The organism is Arsenophonus endosymbiont of Bemisia tabaci Q2 (assembly GCF_902713415.1).
Lineage (GTDB): Bacteria > Pseudomonadota > Gammaproteobacteria > Enterobacterales > Enterobacteriaceae > Arsenophonus.
The window spans coordinates 1-25,072 of sequence record NZ_CACTIE010000002.1; the positions used below are offsets into that span (position 1 = coordinate 1).

The 25,072-nt window shown below is 36.9% G+C and carries 21 protein-coding genes, 4 tRNA genes and 5 pseudogenes; 26 read left to right on the forward strand and 4 right to left on the reverse strand.

The window, feature by feature from the left end; translation table 11 throughout:
- Positions 1–133 precede the first annotated feature (133 nt).
- From ARSQ2_RS00025 to ARSQ2_RS14385, 3 genes and pseudogenes are all read right to left on the reverse strand, one after another.
- Positions 134–963, reverse strand: a pseudogene (locus ARSQ2_RS00025) (CoA-binding protein); the annotation flags it as partial.
- A 624-nt stretch (positions 964–1,587) separates the two neighbouring features.
- On the reverse strand, positions 1,588–2,028 hold the full coding sequence (locus ARSQ2_RS00030) for an IS630 family transposase (protein ID WP_238334214.1): 441 nt from the start codon (positions 2,026–2,028) through the stop codon (positions 1,588–1,590).
- A gap of 108 nt (positions 2,029–2,136) precedes the next feature.
- Entirely contained in the window at positions 2,137–2,409 is a 273-nt protein-coding gene (locus ARSQ2_RS14385; RefSeq protein ID WP_202880345.1) for an IS630 transposase-related protein, read from the reverse strand.
- 18 nt (positions 2,410–2,427) lie between these two features.
- Between ARSQ2_RS14385 and ARSQ2_RS00040 the strand changes: the two genes are divergently transcribed.
- The 11 genes and pseudogenes from ARSQ2_RS00040 to ARSQ2_RS00095 all read left to right on the forward strand — a co-directional run bounded on the left by ARSQ2_RS00040 (position 2,428) and on the right by ARSQ2_RS00095 (position 6,273).
- Positions 2,428–3,231 (forward strand): pentapeptide repeat-containing protein, encoded by an 804-nt coding sequence (locus tag ARSQ2_RS00040; protein ID WP_181993921.1) that lies wholly within the window; start codon positions 2,428–2,430, stop codon positions 3,229–3,231.
- Positions 3,224–3,271: a hypothetical protein gene (locus ARSQ2_RS15190; RefSeq protein WP_476726891.1), complete on the forward strand. Its 48-nt coding sequence runs from the start codon at positions 3,224–3,226 to the stop codon at positions 3,269–3,271. Before ARSQ2_RS00040 ends, ARSQ2_RS15190 begins: the two co-directional genes overlap by 8 nt.
- Positions 3,253–3,465, forward strand: a pseudogene (locus ARSQ2_RS14390) (hypothetical protein); the annotation flags it as partial. The gene ARSQ2_RS15190 and the pseudogene ARSQ2_RS14390, both read left to right, overlap by 19 nt.
- A gap of 623 nt (positions 3,466–4,088) precedes the next feature.
- A complete protein-coding gene (locus ARSQ2_RS00060; RefSeq protein WP_181993923.1) occupies positions 4,089–4,325 on the forward strand; it encodes a hypothetical protein in 237 nt (78 codons plus the stop codon).
- 156 nt (positions 4,326–4,481) lie between these two features.
- Positions 4,482–4,616, forward strand: coding sequence for a hypothetical protein (locus ARSQ2_RS14395; protein ID WP_420837712.1), 135 nt, complete (start codon positions 4,482–4,484; stop codon positions 4,614–4,616).
- Between the two features lie 32 nt (positions 4,617–4,648).
- On the forward strand, positions 4,649–4,921 hold the full coding sequence (locus ARSQ2_RS00070) for an IS630 transposase-related protein (protein WP_181993924.1): 273 nt from the start codon (positions 4,649–4,651) through the stop codon (positions 4,919–4,921).
- A 113-nt stretch (positions 4,922–5,034) separates the two neighbouring features.
- Positions 5,035–5,118, forward strand: a pseudogene (locus ARSQ2_RS14080) (hypothetical protein); the annotation flags it as partial.
- 771 nt (positions 5,119–5,889) lie between these two features.
- A tRNA-Met gene (locus ARSQ2_RS00080) sits at positions 5,890–5,966 on the forward strand.
- A gap of 5 nt (positions 5,967–5,971) precedes the next feature.
- Positions 5,972–6,056, forward strand: a tRNA-Leu gene (locus ARSQ2_RS00085).
- A 29-nt stretch (positions 6,057–6,085) separates the two neighbouring features.
- Positions 6,086–6,160: transfer RNA gene (locus tag ARSQ2_RS00090), tRNA-Gln, on the forward strand.
- Between the two features lie 38 nt (positions 6,161–6,198).
- Positions 6,199–6,273, forward strand: a tRNA-Gln gene (locus ARSQ2_RS00095).
- Between the two features lie 837 nt (positions 6,274–7,110).
- Here the strand turns inward: ARSQ2_RS00095 and ubiF are convergent.
- A complete protein-coding gene (gene ubiF, locus ARSQ2_RS00100) occupies positions 7,111–8,292 on the reverse strand; it encodes a 3-demethoxyubiquinol 3-hydroxylase (RefSeq protein WP_181993925.1) in 1,182 nt (393 codons plus the stop codon).
- A 191-nt stretch (positions 8,293–8,483) separates the two neighbouring features.
- Here ubiF and miaB point away from each other — a divergent pair, with 191 nt between their 5' ends.
- From miaB to ARSQ2_RS00175, 15 genes and pseudogenes are all read left to right on the forward strand, one after another.
- Positions 8,484–9,908, forward strand: coding sequence for a tRNA (N6-isopentenyl adenosine(37)-C2)-methylthiotransferase MiaB (gene miaB, locus ARSQ2_RS00105; protein WP_181993926.1), 1,425 nt, complete (start codon positions 8,484–8,486; stop codon positions 9,906–9,908).
- Positions 9,909–9,951: 43 nt separating this feature from the next.
- Positions 9,952–10,957: pseudogene (locus ARSQ2_RS00110) on the forward strand (PhoH family protein).
- Positions 10,958–11,000: 43 nt separating this feature from the next.
- Entirely contained in the window at positions 11,001–11,471 is a 471-nt protein-coding gene (gene ybeY, locus ARSQ2_RS00115; RefSeq protein WP_181993927.1) for an rRNA maturation RNase YbeY, read from the forward strand.
- Positions 11,472–11,541: 70 nt separating this feature from the next.
- Positions 11,542–12,420 (forward strand): CNNM family magnesium/cobalt transport protein CorC, encoded by an 879-nt coding sequence (gene corC / locus ARSQ2_RS00120; RefSeq protein ID WP_181993928.1) that lies wholly within the window; start codon positions 11,542–11,544, stop codon positions 12,418–12,420.
- 5 nt (positions 12,421–12,425) lie between these two features.
- On the forward strand, positions 12,426–13,976 hold the full coding sequence (gene lnt / locus ARSQ2_RS00125; protein ID WP_181993929.1) for an apolipoprotein N-acyltransferase: 1,551 nt from the start codon (positions 12,426–12,428) through the stop codon (positions 13,974–13,976).
- Between the two features lie 165 nt (positions 13,977–14,141).
- On the forward strand, positions 14,142–14,867 hold the full coding sequence (locus tag ARSQ2_RS00130) for an amino acid ABC transporter ATP-binding protein (protein WP_181993930.1): 726 nt from the start codon (positions 14,142–14,144) through the stop codon (positions 14,865–14,867).
- A 275-nt stretch (positions 14,868–15,142) separates the two neighbouring features.
- Positions 15,143–17,725, forward strand: a complete 2,583-nt coding sequence (gene leuS / locus ARSQ2_RS00135; RefSeq protein ID WP_181993931.1) for a leucine--tRNA ligase — start codon at positions 15,143–15,145, stop codon at positions 17,723–17,725.
- A gap of 17 nt (positions 17,726–17,742) precedes the next feature.
- Positions 17,743–18,294: an LPS assembly lipoprotein LptE gene (gene lptE / locus ARSQ2_RS00140; protein ID WP_181993932.1), complete on the forward strand. Its 552-nt coding sequence runs from the start codon at positions 17,743–17,745 to the stop codon at positions 18,292–18,294.
- On the forward strand, positions 18,291–19,331 hold the full coding sequence (gene holA / locus ARSQ2_RS00145) for a DNA polymerase III subunit delta (RefSeq protein ID WP_181993933.1): 1,041 nt from the start codon (positions 18,291–18,293) through the stop codon (positions 19,329–19,331). The genes lptE and holA overlap by 4 nt, the downstream gene beginning before the upstream one ends.
- Entirely contained in the window at positions 19,315–19,995 is a 681-nt protein-coding gene (gene nadD / locus ARSQ2_RS00150) for a nicotinate-nucleotide adenylyltransferase (protein ID WP_181993934.1), read from the forward strand. Before holA ends, nadD begins: the two co-directional genes overlap by 17 nt.
- 276 nt (positions 19,996–20,271) lie before the next feature.
- Positions 20,272–20,589, forward strand: coding sequence for a ribosome silencing factor (gene rsfS / locus ARSQ2_RS00155; RefSeq protein WP_181993935.1), 318 nt, complete (start codon positions 20,272–20,274; stop codon positions 20,587–20,589).
- 35 nt (positions 20,590–20,624) lie between these two features.
- A pseudogene (rlmH, locus tag ARSQ2_RS00160) lies at positions 20,625–21,027 on the forward strand (23S rRNA (pseudouridine(1915)-N(3))-methyltransferase RlmH).
- A gap of 58 nt (positions 21,028–21,085) precedes the next feature.
- Positions 21,086–22,996: a peptidoglycan DD-transpeptidase MrdA gene (mrdA, locus tag ARSQ2_RS00165; RefSeq protein ID WP_181993936.1), complete on the forward strand. Its 1,911-nt coding sequence runs from the start codon at positions 21,086–21,088 to the stop codon at positions 22,994–22,996.
- 3 nt (positions 22,997–22,999) lie between these two features.
- A complete protein-coding gene (gene mrdB / locus ARSQ2_RS00170; RefSeq protein WP_181993937.1) occupies positions 23,000–24,112 on the forward strand; it encodes a peptidoglycan glycosyltransferase MrdB in 1,113 nt (370 codons plus the stop codon).
- Between the two features lie 538 nt (positions 24,113–24,650).
- On the forward strand, positions 24,651–24,905 hold the full coding sequence (locus ARSQ2_RS00175) for a hypothetical protein (protein WP_181993938.1): 255 nt from the start codon (positions 24,651–24,653) through the stop codon (positions 24,903–24,905).
- The last annotated feature ends 167 nt before the right edge of the window (positions 24,906–25,072 follow it).

Below are 25,072 nucleotides of genomic sequence, written 5' to 3' on the forward strand. Positions count from 1 at the left end.
AAATTAAGACGCTTAGCTATAAATATCACTTTACGTCTAAAATCAATTGAATAGCTCATATAAATAATGTCATTAAAATTAAGTCGCTTATCTATAATAATAGAAAGTGTGCCTCTCTTTAGAGGAGACATGTCTTTAGAGGAGACATGTGACTGAGTGTTTCAACAGAAGAAACACATTTCATGGGTATCTTGTACTCGAAATCCTGCCCGTTAAATAGCAGCTGCGTCATAAGCAGCATCAAAACTTTGTACTTCACCTAGTAAATATTGGGTTTGTTGGGTACGCCCGCTTTTAACAACTAGAATGGGTTTATTACGTGATGCACTGCGAGCTGCTGAAAGGAATCTCTGTGCCTGTTGTATATGTTCTATAGCTAAGCGTCTTAATTTTGATTACAAAATATATGTTTTTCTCCAATATAAATTTACTGATATAGAGTAAGATGGTGCTAGTTTTATTAGCTCTAGCAAGAAAATCAAGTAGATCATCGATATCAATGTCTAAAGTGTTTCCCTGTGCGATAAAGTAAGAAAAGCCAATTTTACGTTGTTGTGCCCAGTCCAGAATAATATTAGAAACTGCTGCAGATTGTGAAATGAAAGCCAGTTTGCCTTTTAGAATTGGAATTGGTGAAAAGCTGGCATTTAGTTGCTGCCAGGGGGCAAGAATCCTCAAACTATTGGGACCTAATAGTCTTATATTGTACTGCTGAGTTAATGCTTTAAGTTTTAAAAACTGAGAGGGTGGTGATGAGAGGATAATGGCCGCTTTAGAACCCATTTTTCTCAGTTGCTTTAGGCAGGCTAAATTTCTGTCTGAATTTGTGCAGATAAGAGCTAAGTCTGGTGAGAATGGTAATTTATTAATCCTAAGGTAAGTGAATATTCCCATTACCGCATTTTTATTTAGTGTAACCGGCAGGATCGGGCCTGTAAAGCCACTAGAAAGTAGATTCTTTATAATGACGGAAAACCCCCCCGTTCATTCTGGTTTTTCTGAGGAAGCAATAACTGCAATGGATTTAGGGCGCAATAATGCGTCGAGTCCACGCGGGCTCATAGATATTTACTTACCTATTTATGTGTATTGTCTATCAATGTAGCTGATTTTTGGCATTTTTCTGTGATTTTTGCTGCTTGAAGACAAAGTATGTTTGCTGGAAATTATTTGTAAAAATAAGTTATGCAGTGATAATTTCATAATTATTAGTTTTTTTGTGGATTTTTATTCTTAAATGGTGGTTATTTTAACGTCGCATATATACACGATAAAATTAAAAAGTGTTAAAAAATTAGCTTGCTATTGAGAGCGGAATTTAAAAGCAAAAAAATGATAAAAGTTTATTATTTTAAATGGCGAAAAATATTATATTGTCATTTATAAAATATAAAACCATTTCTTCATGTTACTATCAATGACTATTGCCCTCAATAAAATTAATAAGATGGTGTTTTAAGCCATATACTATTGGCAACAATCGAGAATTCAACATCATGAGGTTAATATGTTTAGGATCTCAAAAGATGAAAATAAAATATTTTCATCTTTTAAGCCTGATCTTATAACTAAGCGACTTAGTTTTGATTACACCATATTGAGTCCGAAAAAAATATCTGTGTCGCATCCGAGCGCTCTTTTTTTACATTTAGCTTGTGCCCATTTATGTTCAATTGGATTAAGATCTGGCGAATAGGTAGGCAAATATTCCACCATATGCCCCGCATCGATGATGACTTGTTGAATACTCTGTTTCTTGTGAAAAGTTGCATTATCCATCATGATTACACTGTTTTTAGGAAGTACTGGGATAAGGACTTGGGTGACCCATGCATAGAAAACATCGCTGTTAATATTGATATCAAATAATCCGATAGCAAACAGCGTTGTGCCCAATAAAGCGCCGATAACATTTGTTCTTCCTTTAGCTCCCCAGTTCTTGAGACCAACACACCGTTGACCTTTCGGGGAATAGCCGTGAGTCCGCGGGGTATCGTGTGAAAAACCACTTTCATCAATAAAAACAATATGCTTTCCTTCTTTTTCATACTGTTGTTTTTTTGTTGAAACGTTTGTCGAGTGTTTTCGTCGGCTTTCGGATGACGTAGAGTTTTTTTATAGGTCAATCCCATTTTTTTAAGAGCTTGCCAAATGGCCTTCTGACAAACGCCAAAACGCTCTGCACGCTCTTTTTGGTAAGCATCTGGATATTTGTTCAACATCTTTTATCAACTCGGATTTATCGATTTTTCGCTTACCCGTAGTCGATGTTTTTGGCTCTATTTGATTAATCCAACGCGATACAGATGCACAGCCAATCCGAAATTGCTTCGCTGTTTCTCGGATACTCAACCCTTCTTCGTTCATCGTAAATATCACTTTACGTCTAAAATCAATTGAATAGCTCATATAAATAATGTCATCAAAATGAAGTCGCTTAGCTATATTACGGAAGAGCAGACTAAAATAACAACCTATTTGGCAATTTTAACAGAAAAATTAGCTTTATATTGTAGTTTAGCTGATAGACAAGATAGGAAAAATAAAAAATTAGCCAGTTTAATGGAGCAATTGCAAATAAGAGAAGTTGGTGATTATTTTGAGTTAGCTAAAATTAATTTGACGGGAATACAATTACCAGCAGAAATTGATCTTAGTCACGTTAACTTAATGCTTAGTAGATTAATCGCGGTTAAAATGAAAAATGCCTATTTACAAGGTAGCAATTTATTTGGAGCTGATTTAAGCAAAGCAGATTTAAGTAATGCCAAATTAAATAGTGTTCTTTTAGACCGGTCGGTTCTGGTAGATGTGAATATATCTAATCCGGATTTGCAAGGCGCAAATCTCAATAATGCTGATTTAAAATTCTGTAATTTAGCCATTACTAATTTGAGCAGAGCTCAACTAAAATATGCTGATTTAATCCATGCTAAATTAATGTCAGCAAATTTGTCGCAAATATTTTTATTATGTAGCGTTATGTCAAGGGTTGATTTAACAACCGCAAATTTGTCAAACGATCAGTTTTACCATATTGATTTAACAGATGCTAATTTTACTAACGCTAATTTAGAACGCACTAATCATGAAAGTTCAATATTAACAAATGCTAAATTAATAGGTGCAAATTTAACGCGAGCTCATTTTCGTTGTGCTAATATGCAAAATCTAGATTTCACCAATGCGATTTTACTAAATACTGATTTTATGGGGCGCAGATTTGACTGATGCGAATCTGACGGATGCAAGTTTAAAAAAGCTAATCTGACAAATATTAATTTTACTAACAACAATTTAACTGGAGCGACAATATCTTTGGAGTCGCTAATTAATTTATATCTTAGTTCGGTCGTGTTGAATAAAGCAATCAATTTAGCGATAGACTTTAAGTGGGATCAATATCACCTTGATCGATGTTTAAATCATATAAATAATCGAGAGACAAATAGTGTATTAACGTAGATAGCTAGCATTGATAAAATGTATGTTTTTGCAAAAACAGATATGATAAAGCAAATAATTTCATCATTAACAAAACAAAAAGTTGATACTTCCACCATTGCAGTATCATTAATCGATATTTTAGTTGAAAAACCCTATTATGCAGATACTGAAATTTCAAATTGGCTAAAAAGTTTTCTGTATTAACTATATTGGAAAATTTAATGATTAACCGATGTCCTTATAAAAGGCTCTGTTATTAATCTAATGATAGATACTTTCCAACATTATTCTGATTTATTTTTTAATTATAATGCAGCCTTTATACAGGCTATAGCTAAGCGTTTTAATTTTGATTACAAAATATATGTTTTTCTCCAATATAAATTTACTGATATAGAGTAATTACTTGTAATTATTTTAAAGTCTCCCAGCTATATTTCCCAAGCTATATATGAAACTAATTCAAAGGAATTAACAGAAAAAGCGATAGTTATTTATGATCACTACTTCAAAAAGTAGTTAAACCCAGCCTTATGTACAGATGGATGATTTTGGTGATTATCGCAACAATAAAACCGATTGGTTAGACAAAAATCCGGAAAACTATATTCTCTTCTCTTCTAAAAAAATTTTATGTCATGATGTTATCGCAGAATGTATTAACTGAAATGCTTCAGCAAAATCTGACAGAAAAAGTTCAAGTATTAAATCAATTTTTTCTCTATCAACAACAAAATAATTTAAATGAAGCTGATTATCAATTAAAGGATATTTTTAAAAATAAATTTCCAATATTTTATAGCGGGTATCAATCTCGGCAACTAATAAATACTCTTAACCGTTTGCTAGAGTTGTTAGATTTTGGTGAAACGTTTTAAAATTTATTTATTGAGGCAACAAAAAATTTATTTCAATAGAGAAATTAGTTGACCCAGAAGCACAAATTCAGCTAGAAAAAACTATTTGCGCATAAAACATATCAATTTATTGAGCCATATGATTATAAATTAACTAAAAATTTTTATTAGGATATTATCAATACCTATGAATTAAAAGAGGCAACCGATAAAGAAAAAGCAGAAAAAATTTTTAGCTTATCAGCTGTATTTGTCAAATATATTTCGAGTGCTATTTTTGGTACGGGAATGGAATCGCCTGATGCATTATAGCTAAGCGACTTAATTTTGATGACATTATTTATATGAGCTATTCAATTGATTTTAGACGTAAAGTGATATTTACGATGAACGAAGAAGGGTTAAGTATCCGAGAAACAGCGAAGCAATTTCGGATTGGTTCTGCATCTGTACCGCGTTGGATTAATCAAATAGAGTCAAAAGCATCGACTACGCGTCATCGAAAAATCGATAAATCCGAGTTGATAAAAGATGTTGAACAATATCCAGATGCTTACCAAAAAGAGCGTGCAGAGCGTTTTGGCGTTTGTCAGAAGGCCATTTGGCAAGCTCTTTAAAAAATGGGATTGACTTATAAAAAACTCTAGGTCATCCGAAAGCCGACGAAAACACTCGACAAACGTTTCAATAAAAAACAACAGTATGAAAAGAAGGCAAGCATATTGTTTTTATTGATAAAAGTGGTTTTTCACACGATACTCAGCGGACTCACGGCTATTCCCCGAAAGGTCAACGGTGTGTTGGTCTCAAGAACTGGGGAGGTAAAGGAAGAAAAAATGTTATCGGCGCTTTATTGGGCACAACGCTGTTTGCTATCGGATTATTTGATATCAATATTATAGCTAAGCGTCTTAATTTTGATTACAAAATATATGTTTTTCTCCAATATAAATTTACTGATATAGAGTAATTACTTGTAATCATTTTAAAGTCGCCTAGCTATAATTCAGCTATTGGCGCTTTCGCCTTAACTAAGTGTGCTATATTAAATGGCGAACTTTTACAACATTTGCTTGAATAGGAATAGCGTTGTAATACATTTATCTATGTTTTTACTAGCGAGAATATAAAGAATTTATGGTGCAACTCACATTTATCTTTTATTTTAATAGACAACAGCAATTATTAATCGCTGAAAACTAGCTGCATAGATATACAATATTACGCGCTAATTTGTTTACTTTTGACCACTGACAAGTTGCTCAGTGGCCATCAACATTTTATCGCAAGATACCAATAAGATGCTTTTGGTTGTTAATGGAAATTATCACTACCATTGAAATAAAAAGGATCGCTTCACTTCATGAGCAAAAATAGCTTAACTTAATTAGTTTTTATATTTAACATATCAAGCTATTATTATTTGCCGACAACGTCGTTATTTTTGTTGATTTTATCGACAAAATGATTACAACCCAAACAAACAAATACTTTTCTGTAGAAATCGTAAAAAAAATCAGTTGACGACTCGGGTCGATATACGCATAATGCGCCCGGCAACGCCGATAAAGGTTATGCAAAAGATGGCTACGTAGCTCAGCTGGTTAGAGCACAGCACTCATAATGCTGGGGTCACAGGTTCGATTCCCGTCGTAGCCACCATATTTGCGGGAGTGGCGAAATTGGTAGACGCACCAGATTTAGGTTCTGGCGCCGCAAGGTTTGCGAGTTCAAGTCTCGCCTCCCGCACCAGTATTTATAAAAATTATTTATATTTTCGTTGGGGTATCGCCAAGCGGTAAGGCACCAGGTTTTGATCCTGGCATTCCCAGGTTCGAATCCTGGTACCCCAGCCATATTATGGATTTTAATTATTATATCAATTATCCCCGATTGGGGTATTGCCAAGCGGTAAGGCACCGGATTCTGATTCCGGCATTCCCAGGTTCAAATCCTGGTACCCCAGCCATTAGCTTTCAATTATCTACAAAATTAAATAATTTTTCAAAGAATTCAAAAAGAATATCCACTAAGAATATTTTACTTTCCATAAATTAAATTTAAAAGCAACGATGCGACATACTTAATGGCGTGATTTTTATCTAATTTAAATATGATTTAAAAATGTCGCTGACTGAAGGTGTACCACCAACAGCCAGCTAACTTAGTAAATTAGGCAAATCAAAAATCCCGAGCGGCATTGAATAAGAATAAGTTATATATAAAAATTATTTTTTATTAATAATGACTTACCGGCATATTTCTAGCATTTTAGTTAAACATAGCTAAGGGTAAAAAATCCCCAAAGTGAGATAACCTAAAAATCTAATTAAGAATTTTTTGATAATTTATTCAAACAATTACAAACCATCACAAAATAGCCATTAATTACTTTTTATTAATTATTGTAATACGCCTTTGTTTTGCCAAAGGCTTAGCTTTATAACCAGTTAAAGAAAAAGAAGTTGATGGTTGATAATAATTAATAACACCGCTGAAAAACAGCGGCGATCTACTTCAAACGCGTAAAATAAAAAGTATCAAAACACAGCTATTAGTATCAGAGTAACATGACAGAAATAGGCAAAAACATATGCCAAGTTGGACTACCAACACCAGTAAAAAAGATAAACTTTATGAATAAAAATAAAAATCTAGAAACAGTATAACACGTGAATCATAAAAAAATAACAAAAATAATGTTTTTTCATCCATCTCACAATTTAATCAATCTTGACATTCTCTTAACCTGAGAAAACAACGTTTTACAACATAACAGTCAAAAAATATCATAATCGACTTTATATTATAAACCTAAAGCATATTTAAGTAGCTTTTTCTTAACTGTATTTAGCCGTTGTATTAACATTAATGCTAAATTTCGGCCTGATTTTATACCCACTAACTGAGAACTAAACAGTGTATAAATAGCATCCATACCTGCCTGCATCAATTTGTTATCTGGCATCCTATCCTGTTGATAAGTCAGTAAAGTTTTTCGAGCATAAAAAGGTAATAAATAAATTTTAGCATTAATCAATACTTTCAACAAACTATCAACATCACGGTAACCAAGATTAATGCCCTGACCAGCAAGTGGATTAATAGTATGAGCCGCATCGCCAATCAAAGCTAGCCCTTCTCCAACATAACGATTAGCATGATGGCGTGTCAGTGGAAAACTCCCTTTAGCAACAACTTGCAGTGAGCCAAAGCGAGCAGAGAAAGCTGCCATAATTTCTTGCCTAAGCCGCTCCAGGGACATAGCTTGCAGTTGTCTAATTCGGGCGGGTTTATCATACCAAACCAAACAGGCCCAATGATCAAATAACGGCAAAAATGCTCGCGGACCAGAAGGAAAAAATTGCTGCCAAGTAATATCCTGTTGCGGTTGCTCCATCTTAACTGTAATAAGCAGACATGATTGATTATATTGCCAACCGCTACTGCCAATACCAGCTAAAGATCGCACCTGAGAACATGCGCCATCAGCCGCAATAATTAACTTTGCCGATAGTTGCTGATTATTACTTAAAGTGATTTCCCACTGTTGATTCTTACGCTGCATTGCTAGCAATTTGGCGGGACATAACAAGCTAAGATTGCGATATTGAGAAAATTGCTGCCATAATGCCAATTGCAAAATACGGTTTTCAACCATATAACCCAGTTCAGGTAAACCGAGGCTCTTTGCTTCAAACATCACATGTGAGTTTTCCCTTTCCCACGTTTCTAACCTTCGATAAGGGGCTGCGCGCATATTTAAAACACTATCCCACACACCAAGTTGTTTAAGTAGATCTACCGAAGTATAACTTAGCGCTGAAACGCGTAAATCAGGCTGCTCTAACGGATCGAAAGGTGCAGGTTTAGTGTGTTCAAGTAACAGGATCTGCCAACCTTCTTTGGCTAATCCAATTGCCATGGCTGCACCTATCATACCGGCACCAACCACTATAATATCATAATTTTCATCTATTCTATTCATATCAACTTAGCTATCAATAGTCATCAATCTAATAGTAAGCCTAGTTTTTCTTAAATCATTTACTAATAATCTATCCCACATACTGGTCACCGATGCCCCAAACGAATACAATACATATCAACATTTTCTAATTTAATACATAATGTTCCCAGTATGACAGATTTTGCTACTGAAAACTTTGGATATACAAAATGTTGACGAATAAAAAACTATACATTAAAACCTGGGGCTGCCAGATGAATGAATACGATTCATCAAAAATGGCTGACCTTCTAAACAGCACCCATGGATATCAATTAACAGAAATAGCCGAAGAAGCCGATATTCTACTGTTAAATACCTGCTCAATTCGCGAAAAAGCGCAAGAAAAAGTATTTCATCAATTAGGGCGTTGGAAAAATCTAAAAGATGTTAATCCCGATATTATTATTGGTGTTGGTGGTTGTGTCGCTTCACAGGAGGGGGATTTCATTCGTCAACGGGCTCCCAGTGTTGACATTATTTTTGGCCCACAGACTTTGCACCGTCTACCAGAGATGATCAATCAAGTCAAAGGTGCAGGTAGTCCAATCGTCGACATCAGTTTTCCAGAAATTGAAAAATTTGATCGATTACCGGAACCTCGAGCAGAAGGCCCTTCAGCTTATGTTTCCATTATGGAAGGCTGTAATAAATACTGCTCATTTTGTGTCGTTCCTTACACGCGTGGTGAGGAAGTCAGCCGACCATGTGATGACGTTTTATTTGAAATCGCACAATTAGCTGCCCAAGGTGTGCGTGAAATTTACTTATTGGGGCAAAATGTCAATGCCTATTCTGGAACAACTTTTGACGGTGAAATTTATTCATTTGCCGAATTATTACGTCTAGTTGCTGTCATTGACGGCGTTGATCGCATCCGTTTTACCACCAGTCATCCAATTGAATTTACCGACGATATTATTGCTGTCTATGAAGATACCCCTGAACTTGTTAGCTTCTTGCATCTTCCCGTTCAAAGTGGGTCAGATCGTATTTTGACCATGATGAAACGGTCTCATACAGTCCTTGAGTATAAAAGCATTATCCGAAAATTACGTAAAGCACGACCCGATATTCTTATTAGCTCAGATTTCATTATTGGTTTTCCGGGTGAAACAGAAGATGATTTTCAAAAAACCATGCAGTTTATTGCCGATGTTAATTTTGATATGAGTTTTAGTTTTATCTACTCACCACGCCCTGGTACCCCAGCTGCTGATTTACCTGACGATGTCTGCGAAGATGAAAAAAAACAACGCCTCTATCTACTTCAGCAACGTATTAATCAGCAAGCAATGAATTATAGCCGAACAATGTTGGGTAGCATTCAACGTATTCTGGTTGAAGGGCCTTCACGTAAAAATATTATGGAACTTTCCGGCCGTGCCGAAAATAATCGGGTGGTAAACTTCGAAGGCAGCCAAAACATGATCGGAAAGTTTGTTGATGTCGAAATTGTCGATGTCTATGCCAATTCTTTACGCGGTAAAGTAGTTAAAACAGAAGATAGTATGGCATTAAGGAGCCAAGAATCACCCGAATCGGTTATTGCACGGACACGAAAAGAAGACGAGCTCGGTGTAGACCAACTTTAATATAAATTAGAGAGACTCAGTGATCGCAAAAGATAATTCACAAATTGCCACTAGCGAAATATTTTTAGAGCTAGCTGATAACCAACGGTTAATTAGCTTTTGTGGCCCGTTCGATGATAATATAAAGCAATTTGAACGTAGACTCGCTATCGAAATTAATCGTCGAAATAACCGTTTCAAATTGATTGGCAAACTACTTAATATCAAACGCAGCTAGCAACATTTTACACCGCCTATATGTTGATACAGCGCCTATATGTGGCATTATTCCTGATATTGTCCCTGAACAAAATCTACTTATCTATTATGGAAAGTCAATTTTTTGAGAAATCCGTTGAAAACGTTGGCAGTTACGACAAATTTGTAAACATTAAAATCAAACGAGGCGTTGTCAAACCACGAACAACGAATCAGGCTCAATAATATATTGCTAATATATAGCCATGATATTACTTTCAGTATTGGCCCTGCCGGAACAGGTAAAACCTATCTCGCCGTTTCTGCTGCGGTTGATGCTTTAGAACCTCAAGAAATACGTCGTATTCTAGTCACTCGCCTCACCTGTTGAGGTCGGCGAAAAACTCGGCTTTCTGCCAGGTGATCTTAGTCAAAAAGTTGATCCTTATTTACGGTCACTTTATGATGCCCTATTTGAAATGTTGGGTTTTGAAAAAGTAGAAAAATTGATTGAGCGCAATGTGATTGAAGTGGCGCCATTAGCCTATATGCGCGGTGGCACACTCAATGATGCTTTTATCATTCTTGATGAAAGCCAGAATACCACCATTGAACAGATGAAAATGTTTCTGACCCCCATCGGCTTTAACTCTAAAACCGTGATCACCGGCGATGTAACTCAAATTGATCTGCCTCGTGGTTACAAATCAGGTTTACGCCACGCAATTGAAGTACTTTCTGAAGTTAAAGAACTAAGCTTTAATTTTTTTAATAGTGATGATGTAGTACGCCATCCTGTATTAGCAAAAGTGGTTATTGCCTACGAAAACTGGGAAACAAAAGAACAAGAACGAAAACAGTTACTTCGTTAACAAAAAGAACCATCAAGCGCTCTATAGAAAAGGAGATATTTGCTTGCAATCAGTTATTCTTGATCTCCAGATAGCCTGTAGCGATCATAATGGATTACCCAGTGAAACGACATTCCAACACTGGCTTAAAGCTTTCCTGCCACAATTTCAATCTGAAAGTGAAATCACAATTCGTATTGTCGATATAGTAGAAAGCCAATATTTAAATCTGACATATCGAGGAAAAGATAAACCAACAAATGTGTTATCCTTCCCTTTTGAAGCGCCAGAAAACATTACATTACCCTTACTTGGCGATCTGATTATTTGTCGTCAAGTTGTTGAAAAAGAAGCGATTGAACAACAAAAAAGCCAGGATGCTCACTGGGCGCATATGGTAATACACGGTTGTCTTCATCTATTAGGTTATGATCATCTAACTGACTGTGAAGCGGAAGAAGAAATGGAGACAATAGAAACTGAAATTATGCAAAAATTGGGTTATCCTGATCCTTATCAGCATGAAAAAGCATAACTATAATGCTACTTTTGTGCTAAATAATTATGATACGATAAACTACTTAGAGAAATTTTAATAAAACGCCATGAGCGACGACCATCCTACAAACAATGATAATCATCACTCGAAAAAGAGTTTTTTCGGGCGCCTAAATCAATTATTTTACGGTGAACCGAAAAATCGTGATGACTTAGTTGAACTAATTCGTGATTCAGAGCAAAAAGATGTTATTGATCCTGATACCAGAGAAATGCTTGAAGGGGTAATGAATATTTCCGACGAGCGTGTTCGGGATATCATGATCCCACGCTCTCAGATAGTAACTTTAAAACGAAATCAATCGTTAGAGGAATGCCTTGATATGATTATCGACTCAGCACATTCTCGTTTTCCAGTAATTAGTGAAGATAAAGACCATATTGAAGGTCTATTAATGGCTAAAGATTTACTGCCATTTATGCGTACTCATGCTGAACCTTTCACTATCGATAAAGTATTACGTCCCGCCGTTGTTGTGCCTGAAAGTAAACGTGTTGATCTGTTATTAAAAGAGTTCCGTTCACAACGTTATCATATGGCAATAGTCATCGATGAATTTGGTGGCGTTTCTGGTTTGGTAACAATCGAAGATATTCTCGAATTAATTGTTGGTGAGATTGAAGACGAATATGATGATGAAGAAGACATTGATATTCGCCAGTTAAGCAAACATGCTTATTCTGTTCGTGCGTTAACCCAACTGGATGATTTCAATAAAGCATTTAGCACGCGTTTTAATGATGAAGAAGTTGATACTATTGGTGGCTTGGTGATGCAAACCTTTGGACATTTGCCTGCCCGAGGGGAAGTTATCATAATTGATGGTTATATGTTTAAAATTACCATGGCTGATAGCCGCAAAATCATTCAAGTTCAGGTAAAAATTCCTGATGAAGCACCAATCCCAAATCTTATAGAAGAATAGTATTAATGAAAAAAATGCTACTCTATCAACGTGAGTGGTTACGAGCTTTTATCGCGTTAATTTTCGGGTTCTACGGAACACTGGCTTTTTCACCTTTTGATATTTGGTTAGCCGCGCTTTTTTCTCTTTTTGGCTTACAGCTGCTAATTGTTAATTACTCAAGCAAACAAGCAAGTTTAATAGCATTTTTTTGGGGAATTGGTCTTTTTGGTAGTGGTATTAACTGGGTTTATGTCAGTATTTCCGATTTTGGCGGTATGCCATTAGTGGTTAATGTCCTTTTAATCATTTTACTGGCAGCTTATTTATCACTTTATCCCGCGCTATTTGCTTATCTGCTGAATCGATTTTTTCCGCGCCTTAATATTGCTCGCTTTATTTTTGCCGCACCAGCAATATGGCAAATAACTGAATATTTACGTGGCTGGATACTAACTGGTTTCCCTTGGCTACAATTTGGTTATAGTCAAATCGACGGGCCGCTTAAAGGCATCGCGCCGATATTTGGCGTTGAGATGATAACATTACTACTGCTGATCATTAGCAGCTGCTTAGTGTTTACTTGCCTAAAACGCAGAATTATTCCGCCAATTACAGCAATTATCTTATTATTGTTACCTCTAATATTTAAAAATTATCAGTGGTTCACGCCGGTCGCAGAAAAAAAATCACAAATTGTTTTAGTTCAAGGTAACATACCGCAACGCTTAAAATGGCAACAAGGATTTCTCGAAAAAACCATTAGTACTTATCTCGATCTCTCTAAACCTTATTTTGGCAATGCCAATATCGTTATCTGGCCAGAATCTGCTATTCCATCGATCGAATTGGATAATAACGTTTGGCTAACCTCATTAGATAAACTACTGCGCTTACAAAATACTCGCCTAATTACTGGTATAGTTAATGCTAAACCAAGCAAACAGGATGTGAGTAATTTTTTTAATAGTATTATTGTGTTGGGAGAAAATAAACCTTACCAATATCCAACCAGTAATCGTTATCAGAAACACCACCTGGTGCCTTTTGGTGAATTTGTACCATTAAAAAATATTCTTCGACCAATTGCCCCTTTATTTAATTTACCAATGTCAGGTTTTAGTCCTGGTGATTATGAGCAGCAGCAGTTAATTGCTGGTAATATTCATCTAACTGCTGCTATCTGCTATGAAATTATTTTAGGCTCCCAAGTTAGAGACAACTTTAAATCAGATACCGATTTTCTATTAACGCTTTCAAATGATGCATGGTTTGGACATTCTATTGGCCCATGGCAGCACTTTCAAATGGCCCGCATGCGGGCACTCGAGCTTGGTCGACCAGTATTACGTGCCACTAATAATGGTGTTACAGCAGTAATCAAACCTAATGGTGATATTCAGGCAGAACTTCCTCAATTCACTCGCTCAGTATTAAATACTGAGGTAACACCAACATCTGGTCTTACACCTTATGCACGTTGGAGTAACTGGCCTATGTGGGCATTGGTTGCCTTATTTATCATATTGGCATGTTTTATCAAGCAAAAAAAAAGTAGTCAATTTAGCATATATTAATTATCATCATGTCTTAACAATCGATGATACGGTTTTATCTTGTTATTGATATTTATCATTAAATTTAGTTAATGAGCTTTTTATTATAAAAAATTTTTTAAAAAAATAATATTTCATTAATTTATATAGACTTATGCTGGTTAGCTATCTGAAAAAGGACTATTAATGATTTCTTTAAAAAATGTGTCTAAATGGTATGGACAGTTTCAGGTGCTTACTGATTGTTCAATGAATGTCAAAAGAGGGAAAGTTGTCGTTATTTGTGGCCCTTCGGGTTCAGGTAAATCAACATTAATAAAAACCATTAATGGCTTAGAACCGATTCAAAATGGTGAAATATATATTGATAATATTCATGTTAATGACAAAAAGACAGATTTGGCTAAATTGCGCTCAAAAGTCGGTATGGTATTTCAACATTTTGAGTTATTCCCTCATCTATCGATTATTGAAAACTTAACACTAGCACAGATAAAAGTCTTAAAGAGAGATAAAAAAACCGCTGAAAATACTGCCATAAAATTATTAGAGCGAGTTGGATTAGCTAACCATACCAATAAATTTCCAGCTCAGTTATCTGGTGGGCAACAACAACGCGTTGCTATTACCAGAGCACTCTGTATGGATCCGATTGCGATGCTTTTTGACGAACCGACCTCCGCATTAGATCCAGAAATGATCAACGAAGTACTTGATGTAATGATAAAGCTTGCTAATGAAGGAATGACCATGATAGCAGTCACTCACGAAATAGGATTTGCTAAAAAAGTTGCTCATCGAATGATTTTTATGGACGAAGGAAAAATTATTGAGGATAGCAATAAAGATGATTTCTTTGCTGCGCCGAAATCAAAACGTGCTAAAGAATTTCTTGCTAAGATCATACATTAATTTCTCTATCCTTGTTGGGTGACAAAATCGTCGCCCAATTGGCTAAATAATAATATTAAAATAGCGCCTAAAGCGTGCTAGACTTACCATCTAACATGCTACCCTCCCCTCTGAAACAACCCACCATTTGCATTAATAAAATTAATTTAACTTGCTCGTTAAATATTTATCAATAGTTGTTGTTAGAGGCATTTATCCGCTATTCTATGCAGATCTAAAATAAACTATATAATTCCCGGCCAATGCCGCATTATCGCCATAGGAACATCGGTGTCATGCAAGAACAATATCGACCAGAAGAGATAGAGCAATACGTACAACGTCATTGGGAAGAAAAACAAACATTTAAAGTAATAGAAGATAATAAAAAAGAAAAATACTATTGCTTGTCAATGTTACCTTACCCGTCTGGTCAGCTACATATGGGGCATGTACGCAACTATACCATTGGTGATGTTATCTCACGTTATCAACGCATGCTAGGCAAAAATGTACTGCAACCTATCGGTTGGGATGCTTTTGGTTTACCGGCAGAAGATGCCGCAGTAAAAAATAATACTGCTCCAGCGCCTTGGACTTATACCAATATTGATTACATGAAAAATCAATTAAAAATGCTCGGATTTGGTTATGACTGGAGTCGAGAAGTTACAACTTGTACACCGGAGTATTATCGTTGGGAGCAATGGTTTTTTACTAAGCTTTATGAAAAAGGTTTGGTTTATAAAAAAACCGCTGCCGTTAACTGGTGTCCAAATGATTTAACGGTGTTAGCAAACGAGCAAGTCATTGATGGCTGCTGCTGGCGTTGCGATACCCCGGTCGAACGCAAAGAAATTCCCCAATGGTTCATAAAAATTACCGCTTATGCAGAAGAGCTACTCAATGATTTAGATAAACTCGATGGCTGGCCAGAGCAAGTTAAAACCATGCAGCGTAATTGGATCGGCCGCTCAGACGGGGTTGAAATTACCTTTGAACTGGCAGACATGGATGAAAAGGTAACTGTCTATACTACTCGACCAGATACTTTTATGGGGGTGACTTATCTCGCTATTGCAGCAACTCATCCGTTAGCAAAAAGCGCGGCAGAAAAAAATACTAAACTTAACGCTTTTATTGATGAATGTCGTAATATCAAGGTTTCTGAAGCAGAAATGGCAACCATGGAAAAAAAAGGTATTGCCAGCAATCTGTTCGCAATTCACCCGCTAACTAATGAAAAAATTCCGATCTGGATAGCCAATTTTGTGTTAATGGAATATGGTACAGGGGCAGTAATGGCAGTTCCAGGGCATGACCAACGTGACTGGGAATTCGCAACCAAATATCATTTACCGATCAAAGCGGTTATTGCTGATAATGAAGGCCAGATGCCCGATCTAAAAGCAGGTCCGTTGACTGACAAAAATGCACTGATTAATTCAGGTGAATTTAGTGGCATGGACAATAAAACAGGCGCCAATGCGATTGCCAATAAACTGGTTTCACAAGCTTCGGCGCAACGTAAAGTCAATTATCGTCTACGTGATTGGGGGGTTTCTCGCCAACGTTATTGGGGCGCACCAATTCCTATGGTAACCATGGAAGATGGTTCTGTCATGCCAGTACCCAAACAACAACTACCTGTCATCTTACCTGAAGATGTGGTGATGAATGGCATCACAAGTCCTATTAAAGCCGACCCAAAATGGGCTAACACTAACATCAATGGTCATGTAGCATTACGTGAAACAGATACCTTTGATACCTTTATGGAGTCTTCTTGGTATTATGCCCGTTATACTTGTCCTAATTATGACCAAGGGATGCTAGATTCAGCCGCGGCGAATTACTGGGTGCCTGTTGATCAATATATCGGTGGTATTGAACATGCCATTATGCATCTATTATATTTCCGTTTTTTCCACAAACTAATGCGTGATGCAGGCTTAGTAAATTCTGATGAACCAGCTAAACGTCTGTTATGTCAAGGAATGGTATTAGCCGATTCTTTTTATTACTTAGGTGAAAATGGACAACGAGTTTGGGTGTCACCCGTTGATGTGACTGTTGAACGGGATGAAAGAGGTAAGATTGTCAAAGCAACTGATAAGCATCGACATCAACTCTCCTATACCGGGATGAGTAAAATGTCTAAATCGAAAAATAACGGTATTGATCCACAATTAATGGTAGAAAAATATGGGGCAGATACGGTTCGTTTATTTATGATGTTTGCCGCTCCGCCGGAACTTACTTTAGAATGGCAAGAATCAAGTGTAGAAGGTGCAAATCGTTTTGTTCGTCGTCTCTGGCGTACCGTTTTTGAACATACGCAAAAAGGTAAAACAGCGCCATTAAATAGCACCAACCTTACTCCAGAGCAGAAAAACCTGCGGCGTGACCTACATAAAACCATCGCTAAAGTGACTGATGATATCGGCCGCCGTTATGCATTTAATACTGCGATTGCTGCTATTATGAAGTTTATGAATAAACTAACACGAGCCTCCCATGATAGTGAACAGGATCGAGCATTAATACAAGAATCTCTAGAAGCTATTGTGCGGATGCTATCGCCCATTATCCCCCATGCTTGCTTTATCCTGTGGAAAGCACTTGGTCAGCTGGAAGATATCGATAATGCGCCTTGGCCAGTTGCTTACGAACAAGCAAAAATAGACGATACTAAATTAGTCATTATTCAAGTTAATGGTAAAGTTCGTGGGCGTATTACTGTTGATATCAGTGCATCACAAGATTCTGTGTTAGCTATGGCAAGGCAAGAATATGGTGTTGCAAAATACCTTGAAGGTATGAATATCCGTAAGGTAATTTATGTGCCAGACAAGCTGTTAAACCTTGTTGTCGGCTAACTTAATAAGGAGACCATGTGCGTTATTTAATTACTTTATTTCTAAGCTTAGCCCTGTTGATCACGGCTGGCTGCGGATTTCGCCTACAAGGTACGACGCAAATACCTGAAGAACTAAAAACATTAAGATTAAGTAGTGGTGATCCCTACGGCCCACTAGCACGTGCAATTAGACATCAATTACGCCTAAATAATGTCAACTTAATCGATGAAAATCTTCAGAATGTGCCAATTTTAAAAATAGTGGGTTCATCTGAAAACACCAAAACCGTTTCCATCTATCAATACGGTAAAAGTGCAGAAAAACAATTAAATTTCTGGTTCAGCGCACAAATTATCCTCTTTAAAGGCACTGTTTATCCCATAAAAACACGCGTCGAGCGCGCTTTCTTCGACAATCCGTTAGAAACACTAGCTAAAGACGCCGAAAGCGAACTGGTTAAACAAGAAATGCGTGAACAAGCCGCTCGCCAGTTAATTCGTAAATTACTGATCGTTCATAGCACTATTCAGAATGAGCCAGAAGGATCTGTCGTTGTCGAGAAAGCGCTATCGGTAGACTCAGAATGATCCGTATTTACCCGGAGCAGCTAACTTCGCAGCTTATTGATAAGCTGCGAACTTGTTATCTGATTTTTGGCAATGATCCGCTTTTATCACAAGAAAGCATGGATAAAATTTGTCAAGTTGCTCAACAGCAGGGTTTTTCTGAACGTTATACCTATTCGCTAGATACAAGCACAGACTGGGACACTATTTATCATCTTAGTCAATCACTTAGCCTATTTGCTAGCCGACAAATCCTGATCTTAATATTACCTGAAAGTAGCCCCACAACCGCCATAGCGGAAAAGCTACTTAAGTTGGCTGAATTATTACATCCTGATTTATTACTCATATTATGTGGCGGCAAATTAACAAAAGCACAAGAAAATAGTGCCTGGTGCAAAAAAATAGCCCAAGATGCAGTCTATATTAATTGTCTGACACCAGAACAGTCCAGACTACCTCAATGGATAAACCAACGAGCAAAAACCATATCTGTTAGCTTAGATAAACAAGCTAATGAGCTTCTTTGTTATTATTATGAAGGCAACTTACTAGCTCTTAACCAAGCTCTTGAACGTTTATTACTCTTATATCCCGATGGTAACCTCACCCTATCTCGTGTCAAAGAGGCGGTAAATAATGCCGTTAATTTTACACCTTATCATTGGGTTGATGCGCTACTTGCAGGTAAAATTAAACGTGTTTGGCATATCCTACAACAATTACAACGCGAAGATTATGAAGCAGTGACTCTATTACGTATAATTCAACGTGAACTGATATTGCTTTTGAGATTAACACAACAAAATAGCGATAAAGATTTAAAAAAATTATTTGATCAGCATAAAATTTGGCAAGCCCGCCGCCCTCTTCTTAGCGCTGCGCTACAGCGTTTATCCATTCGCGAACTACAGCTTGCAATACAGTTGATTACCCATGCTGAATTACATTTAAAACAAGATTATGGCCAGTCAATTTGGCCAAAGTTAGAAACTTTATCAATGCTATTGTGCGGTAAATCACTGCCCGAGAGTTTTATTAATGACTCAACAAACTAACAAAACAGCTAATTCTAAATCTATTCAAGCACTATTTGGTGGTACCTTTGATCCTATTCACTATGGTCACTTACTTCCCGTTGAAGCGCTAGCCAAGCAAGTCGGTTTACAACAGGTTGTTTTACTTCCCAATCATGTGCCACCCCATCGCCCACAACCTGAAGCAACCGTTCAAAAAAGATTGGCAATGATAAAATTAGCTATCAAAAATAATCCGCTATTTAGTATTGATACCCGTGAACTTAAACGTAAAACTCCCTCTTATACCGTTGAAACACTACTCTCTTTTCGGCAACAAATCGGTAGGCAAAAACCACTAGCCTTTATTATCGGACAAGATTCACTACTATCAATCAGTACCTGGTTTGATTGGCAAAAAATTTTGGATTTTTGTCATTTATTAGTCTGCGCTCGTCCAGGCTATAGCACTTATTTTTCAACTCCATCAATGCAACAATGGCTAAAAAATCATCAAGTGCATGAGCCGGAAATACTCAGCGATAAACCTTTTGGTGCCATATATTTGACTGATACTCCTTTGTTAAATATTTCTGCAACTGAAATTCGTGAACGAAAACGAGATAGAAAAAGTTGCAAAGATATATTGCCACCTGCAGTTTTGCGCTATATTGATAAACATCATCTTTATCAAAATTGCTTATAATTAACCAATAAATATAAAAAATTGACAAAATTCCCTTAAATTATTGTGAGTATATAAGTTGATTGGTAATATCTTGGCACTTTTTATATTGCTGATGAAAATAAGGCATAATTTCCGATAACTTATCTTAAAACTAATTATAAATATTCAACTGGTTTTACTAAAAATTAGATTAAAATATGGATTATCTTATGCTTATTTTTTCAACAGAAGTTTATAACTGAATAAAATATAACATTAATATTTTTTATTTAACTTGAAATTAAAGGTGAACCTTTGCAAGGAACTGAACTCCAACAATTTATTATCGACAGGTTTGTCGATACAAAAGCGAAAGATATTGTCACTATTGATGTACGTAGAAAATCTAGCATTAGCGATTGCATGATAATCTGTACCGGAACATCTAATCGCCACTTAACATCAGTTTCGGACAAATTAATTGAAGCATACCGTAAGACAAAAATAATTCCTCTGGGTGTTGAAGGACAAGGTGTTTCTGACTGGATCGTTGTCGATTTAGGCGATGCAATTGTTCATATCATGCAAGAAGATAGTCGCCGTATGTATCAACTTGAAAAACTCTGGAGTTGAATTTGAAATTATAACTGATTGCCATTGGTACCAAAATGGTTGATTGGATCCAGACCGGTTTTCAAGATTATCCTCATCGTTTTCCAAAACGATATGGCTTTTGAAGTTATTGAGATCCCTGCGGGAAAACGTGGGAAAAATGCTGATCTCAAACGTATCATCAAGAAAGAAGGAGAACAGATGCTAGCTGCAGCTGACAAAGGTAACTGTATAATTACCCTTGATATACCAGGTACAAGCTGGACAACTCGGCAACTTTCTGAACAATTAGATCAATGGAAACAACATGGACGTAATATTAGCTTTCTAATTGGTGGCCCAGAAGGTCTTGCCCCTCCCTTTAAAGCAGCAGCAGAACAAAGTTGGTCACTGTCATCCTTAACAATGTCTCATCCTTTAGTTCGAATATTTGTTGTAGAGAGCCTTTACCGGGGATGAAGCATTACAACAAATCATCCTTACCATCGGGAATAATATATTTGTGTAGGTTATTAGTGTGAAATCGAAGAAAGAAAAAAAAAAGAAACACACTCCTTTTCGCGATTACACCGCTGAATCTACTCTATTCATTCGTCGGGCGTTGATAGCTTTTATTATCATTATGATATTAGTAAGTATTTTAATTGGTAATCTTTATCATCTACAAGTGGTTCACCATGAAGACTACCAAACTCGCTCCAATGATAATCGGATAAAATTGGTTCCTGTTCCACCTAGTAGAGGTATTATTTATGACAGAAATGGGATTCCTCTTGCGTTAAACCGAACATTTTATCAGTTAGAAGTCATTCCTGAAAAAGTCCCTAATTTAACAGAACTATTGGCACAATTGCGTGATGTGGTTGATCTCACTGACGACGACATTGCAAACTTCAAAAAAGAGCGCAAACGTTCACGCGGCTTTACCTCTATACTGTTAAAAACCTCACTAGATGAAGTGCAAGTTGCACGTTTTGCCGTTAATCAATACCGGTTTTCCGGGATTGAAGTCAAAGGTTACCAACGCCGCTATTATCCTTATGGCTCTGCACTAACGCATGTTATTGGTTATGTAGCCAAAATTAATGATAAGGATATAGAACGTCTAGAAAATGATGGTCTACTAAAAAATTACACTGCCACCCATGATATTGGTAAATTAGGTATAGAACGGTATTACGAAAATATTTTACATGGCAAAACAGGCTATGAAGAGGTCGAAGTTAATAGTCGGGGAAAAGTCATACGCCAACTTCATGAACAAGCACCTCAGGCAGGCAAAGATATTTATCTCACTATTGATCTCAATTTACAAGTTGAGATCGAAAAGTTGCTCACCACCAGCCGAGCTGCTGTTGTTGTAACTGATCCTCGCAATGGAGAAGTACTGGCGCTGGTATCTACTCCAAGCTATGATCCTAATCTATTTGTTAATGGTATCTTTAATAAAGATTACCAAGCTTTATTAAATAATCCTAATCGTCCACTAATTAATAGAACTACCCAGGGATTATATCCGCCCGCCTCAACCGTTAAACCATTTATGGCGGTCGCAGCGTTAAGTGAAAACATTGTTACCGCCAACTCCACCATATTTGATCCTGGTTGGTGGCAATTACCAAATTCCGAAAAACGTCACCGAGACTGGAAAAAATGGGGACACGGTAGATTAAATGTCGTTAGAGCCATTATCGAATCAGCCGACACCTTTTTTTACCAGGTTGCTTATGATATGGGTATCGATCGTATCTCCGATTGGATGCAAAAATTTGGCTATGGGCATTATACTGGTATTGATCTTGACGAAGAACGCTCTGGCATTATGCCAACCCGGGAATGGAAACTAAAACGCTACAAAAAACCTTGGTATCAAGGAGACACTATTCCAGTGGGCATCGGTCAAGGTTATTGGACCACAACACCGATCCAAATGGCAAAAGCATTAGTGACGTTAATTAATGACGGCACGGTTAAAATTCCCCATCTACTTTATGGCACTCAATTAGGTAATGCTATGCTGCCTTATGAGCAGAAAGAGCATATCCAAATTGGTGATATTCATTCAGGCTTTTGGGAGTTAGCTAAAGAAGGTATGTATGGCGTTGCTAATGCACCAAATGGTACAGCACGTAGAAGTTTTGCCAACACTCCCTACAAGGCTGCCGTCAAATCAGGTACAGCGCAGGTATTCAGTTATGAAACCTATAATGCAAGTAAATTAGATGAGCACTTGCGTGATCATAAATTAATGATTGGATTTGCCCCTTATCAAAAGCCGACCGTTTCCGTTGCTATTATTCTAGAAAATGGTGGCGCTGGACCGGCTGTTGGCGATCTTGTCCGCAATATTCTTGATTATGTTTTGCTTGGTAAAAAAACGATATCACAAACACCAGATAGCAGTGTATCTCCAGAAGAAGATCAGTAATATATGACCGATAAATCACATAAATTACCTATTTGGACGCGTTTACATATTGATATTCCAATGTTGCTGATTATTCTCGCCTTAACGATATACAGTGTTATGATCATGTGGAGTGCTAGTGGGCAAGATATTGATATGATGCAGCGTAAGCTGATACAATTCGTGATTGGATTTGTTGTCATGATTGTTATGGCGCAAATTTCACCGCGTATCTATGAAAATTGGGCACCCTACCTGTATATTTTTTGCTTAATGCTGTTAATTTTTGTCGATGCATTTGGGAAAATCAGTAAAGGTGCGCAACGATGGTTAGATCTTGGTTTCGTTCGTTTTCAACCATCTGAGATTGCTAAAATTGCAGTTCCATTGATGGTTGCACGTTTTGTTAATCGTGATCTATGCCCTCCCACCTTAAAAAATACCCTGCTGGCATTGATACTGATATTTCTCCCCACGCTACTGGTTGCCGCTGAACCTGATCTGGGCACATCTATTTTAATTGCTGCCTCCGGTTTGTTTATCCTGTTCTTAGCGGGTATGAATTGGAAATTGATTGCCATTGCGGCCACGGGCATCGCTTGCTTTATTCCTATTCTATGGGTCTTTCTGATGCACAACTATCAACGAGATCGTGTTATGATGTTACTCGATCCAGAAACAGATCCACTCGGTGCTGGTTATCATATTATCCAATCTAAAATTGCTATTGGCTCAGGGGGATTATTTGGCAAAGGCTGGTTACATGGCACGCAATCGCAATTAGAATTTCTACCAGAACGTCATACTGATTTTATTTTTGCCGTATTAGCTGAAGAACTCGGGTTAATTGGCGTAGTTATTTTACTGCTATTATATCTACTACTAATCATGCGAGGGTTAATAATTGCAGCTAATGCACAAAATACCTTTGGTAGAGTTATCATTGGTGGCTTAATGTTAATTCTGTTTTTCTATATATTTGTCAACATTGGCATGGTTAGCGGTATCTTACCTGTAGTGGGTGTTCCTTTACCGTTGCTAAGTTATGGCGGCTCGGCATTAATCGTTTTAATGTCTGGATTTGGAATTATTATGTCAATCCATACCCATCGAAAATTTCTGTCAAAAAGCTTATAATCACGAGGTCTGTAACCCACTACCACTGGCTTATATTTAGCATTACTATAGCACTTTTAACAGGCTGTGTTTCTCAAACTAAACAAAATAGCAATTTGTCTATGGCGCCGGTACAAGATATATCAGGAGCAGAGGCGTGTTACGAACCTTATCACTCTGGCGCTAATAATGACTATCAACTTAATGGCCAAACTTAGCTAGCATTTTTGGCTCTGAAGTTATCGGTAAAACAAGTACGACGGCTGAAAAAGCCAGCCCTTATGAGAGTTCACAGCTTCACACCCTACTTTACCTATTCCAAGTGCCCGTATTACTAATTTAATCAATGGCAGAATGATGATAGTTCGCATTAAGGATTAAGGCCCCTCTATATAGCCTATAGCCGGTAAAAATATAGCGCTATGACAGGCAGGTGCCGATCGGTTAAATTTAATGTTAACAACACGTATTAAAATTGATCCGATTTTAGTTTCCCCTACCGGCACCTTAACTGGACCTGGCACGGATTGGTATTAATATTACCAAGCAAAGTTATGCCTTGCCTAAACCACCAAAATTAGAGACCCACTCCTCAAGCAGCAATCAATCAACAGCAGAAAATCACCCTCACCAACCCGCTTTATCTCAATCAATACAATCAACAAAAATTCCTAGTACGGTATCAACTAATATGGTGAGTCAAAATAATCCTGCTAATCCGTCGTCAATGAAATCAGCAAGCGTGGCTACTGAACGTTATTTCGTACAAATAGGTGCGTTAAGTGATCAGGCTAAAGCAGCAGCATGGCAATAGTCTCTTTCAAAAAAGCTAAACACACCTGGGCGTATTCAACCATTTAATAATATCTATAGCTGGGCGACTTTAAAATGATTACAAGTAATTACTCTATATCAGTAAATTTATATTGGAGAAAAACATATATTTTGTAATCAAAATTAAGTCGCTTAGCTATAGTAAAT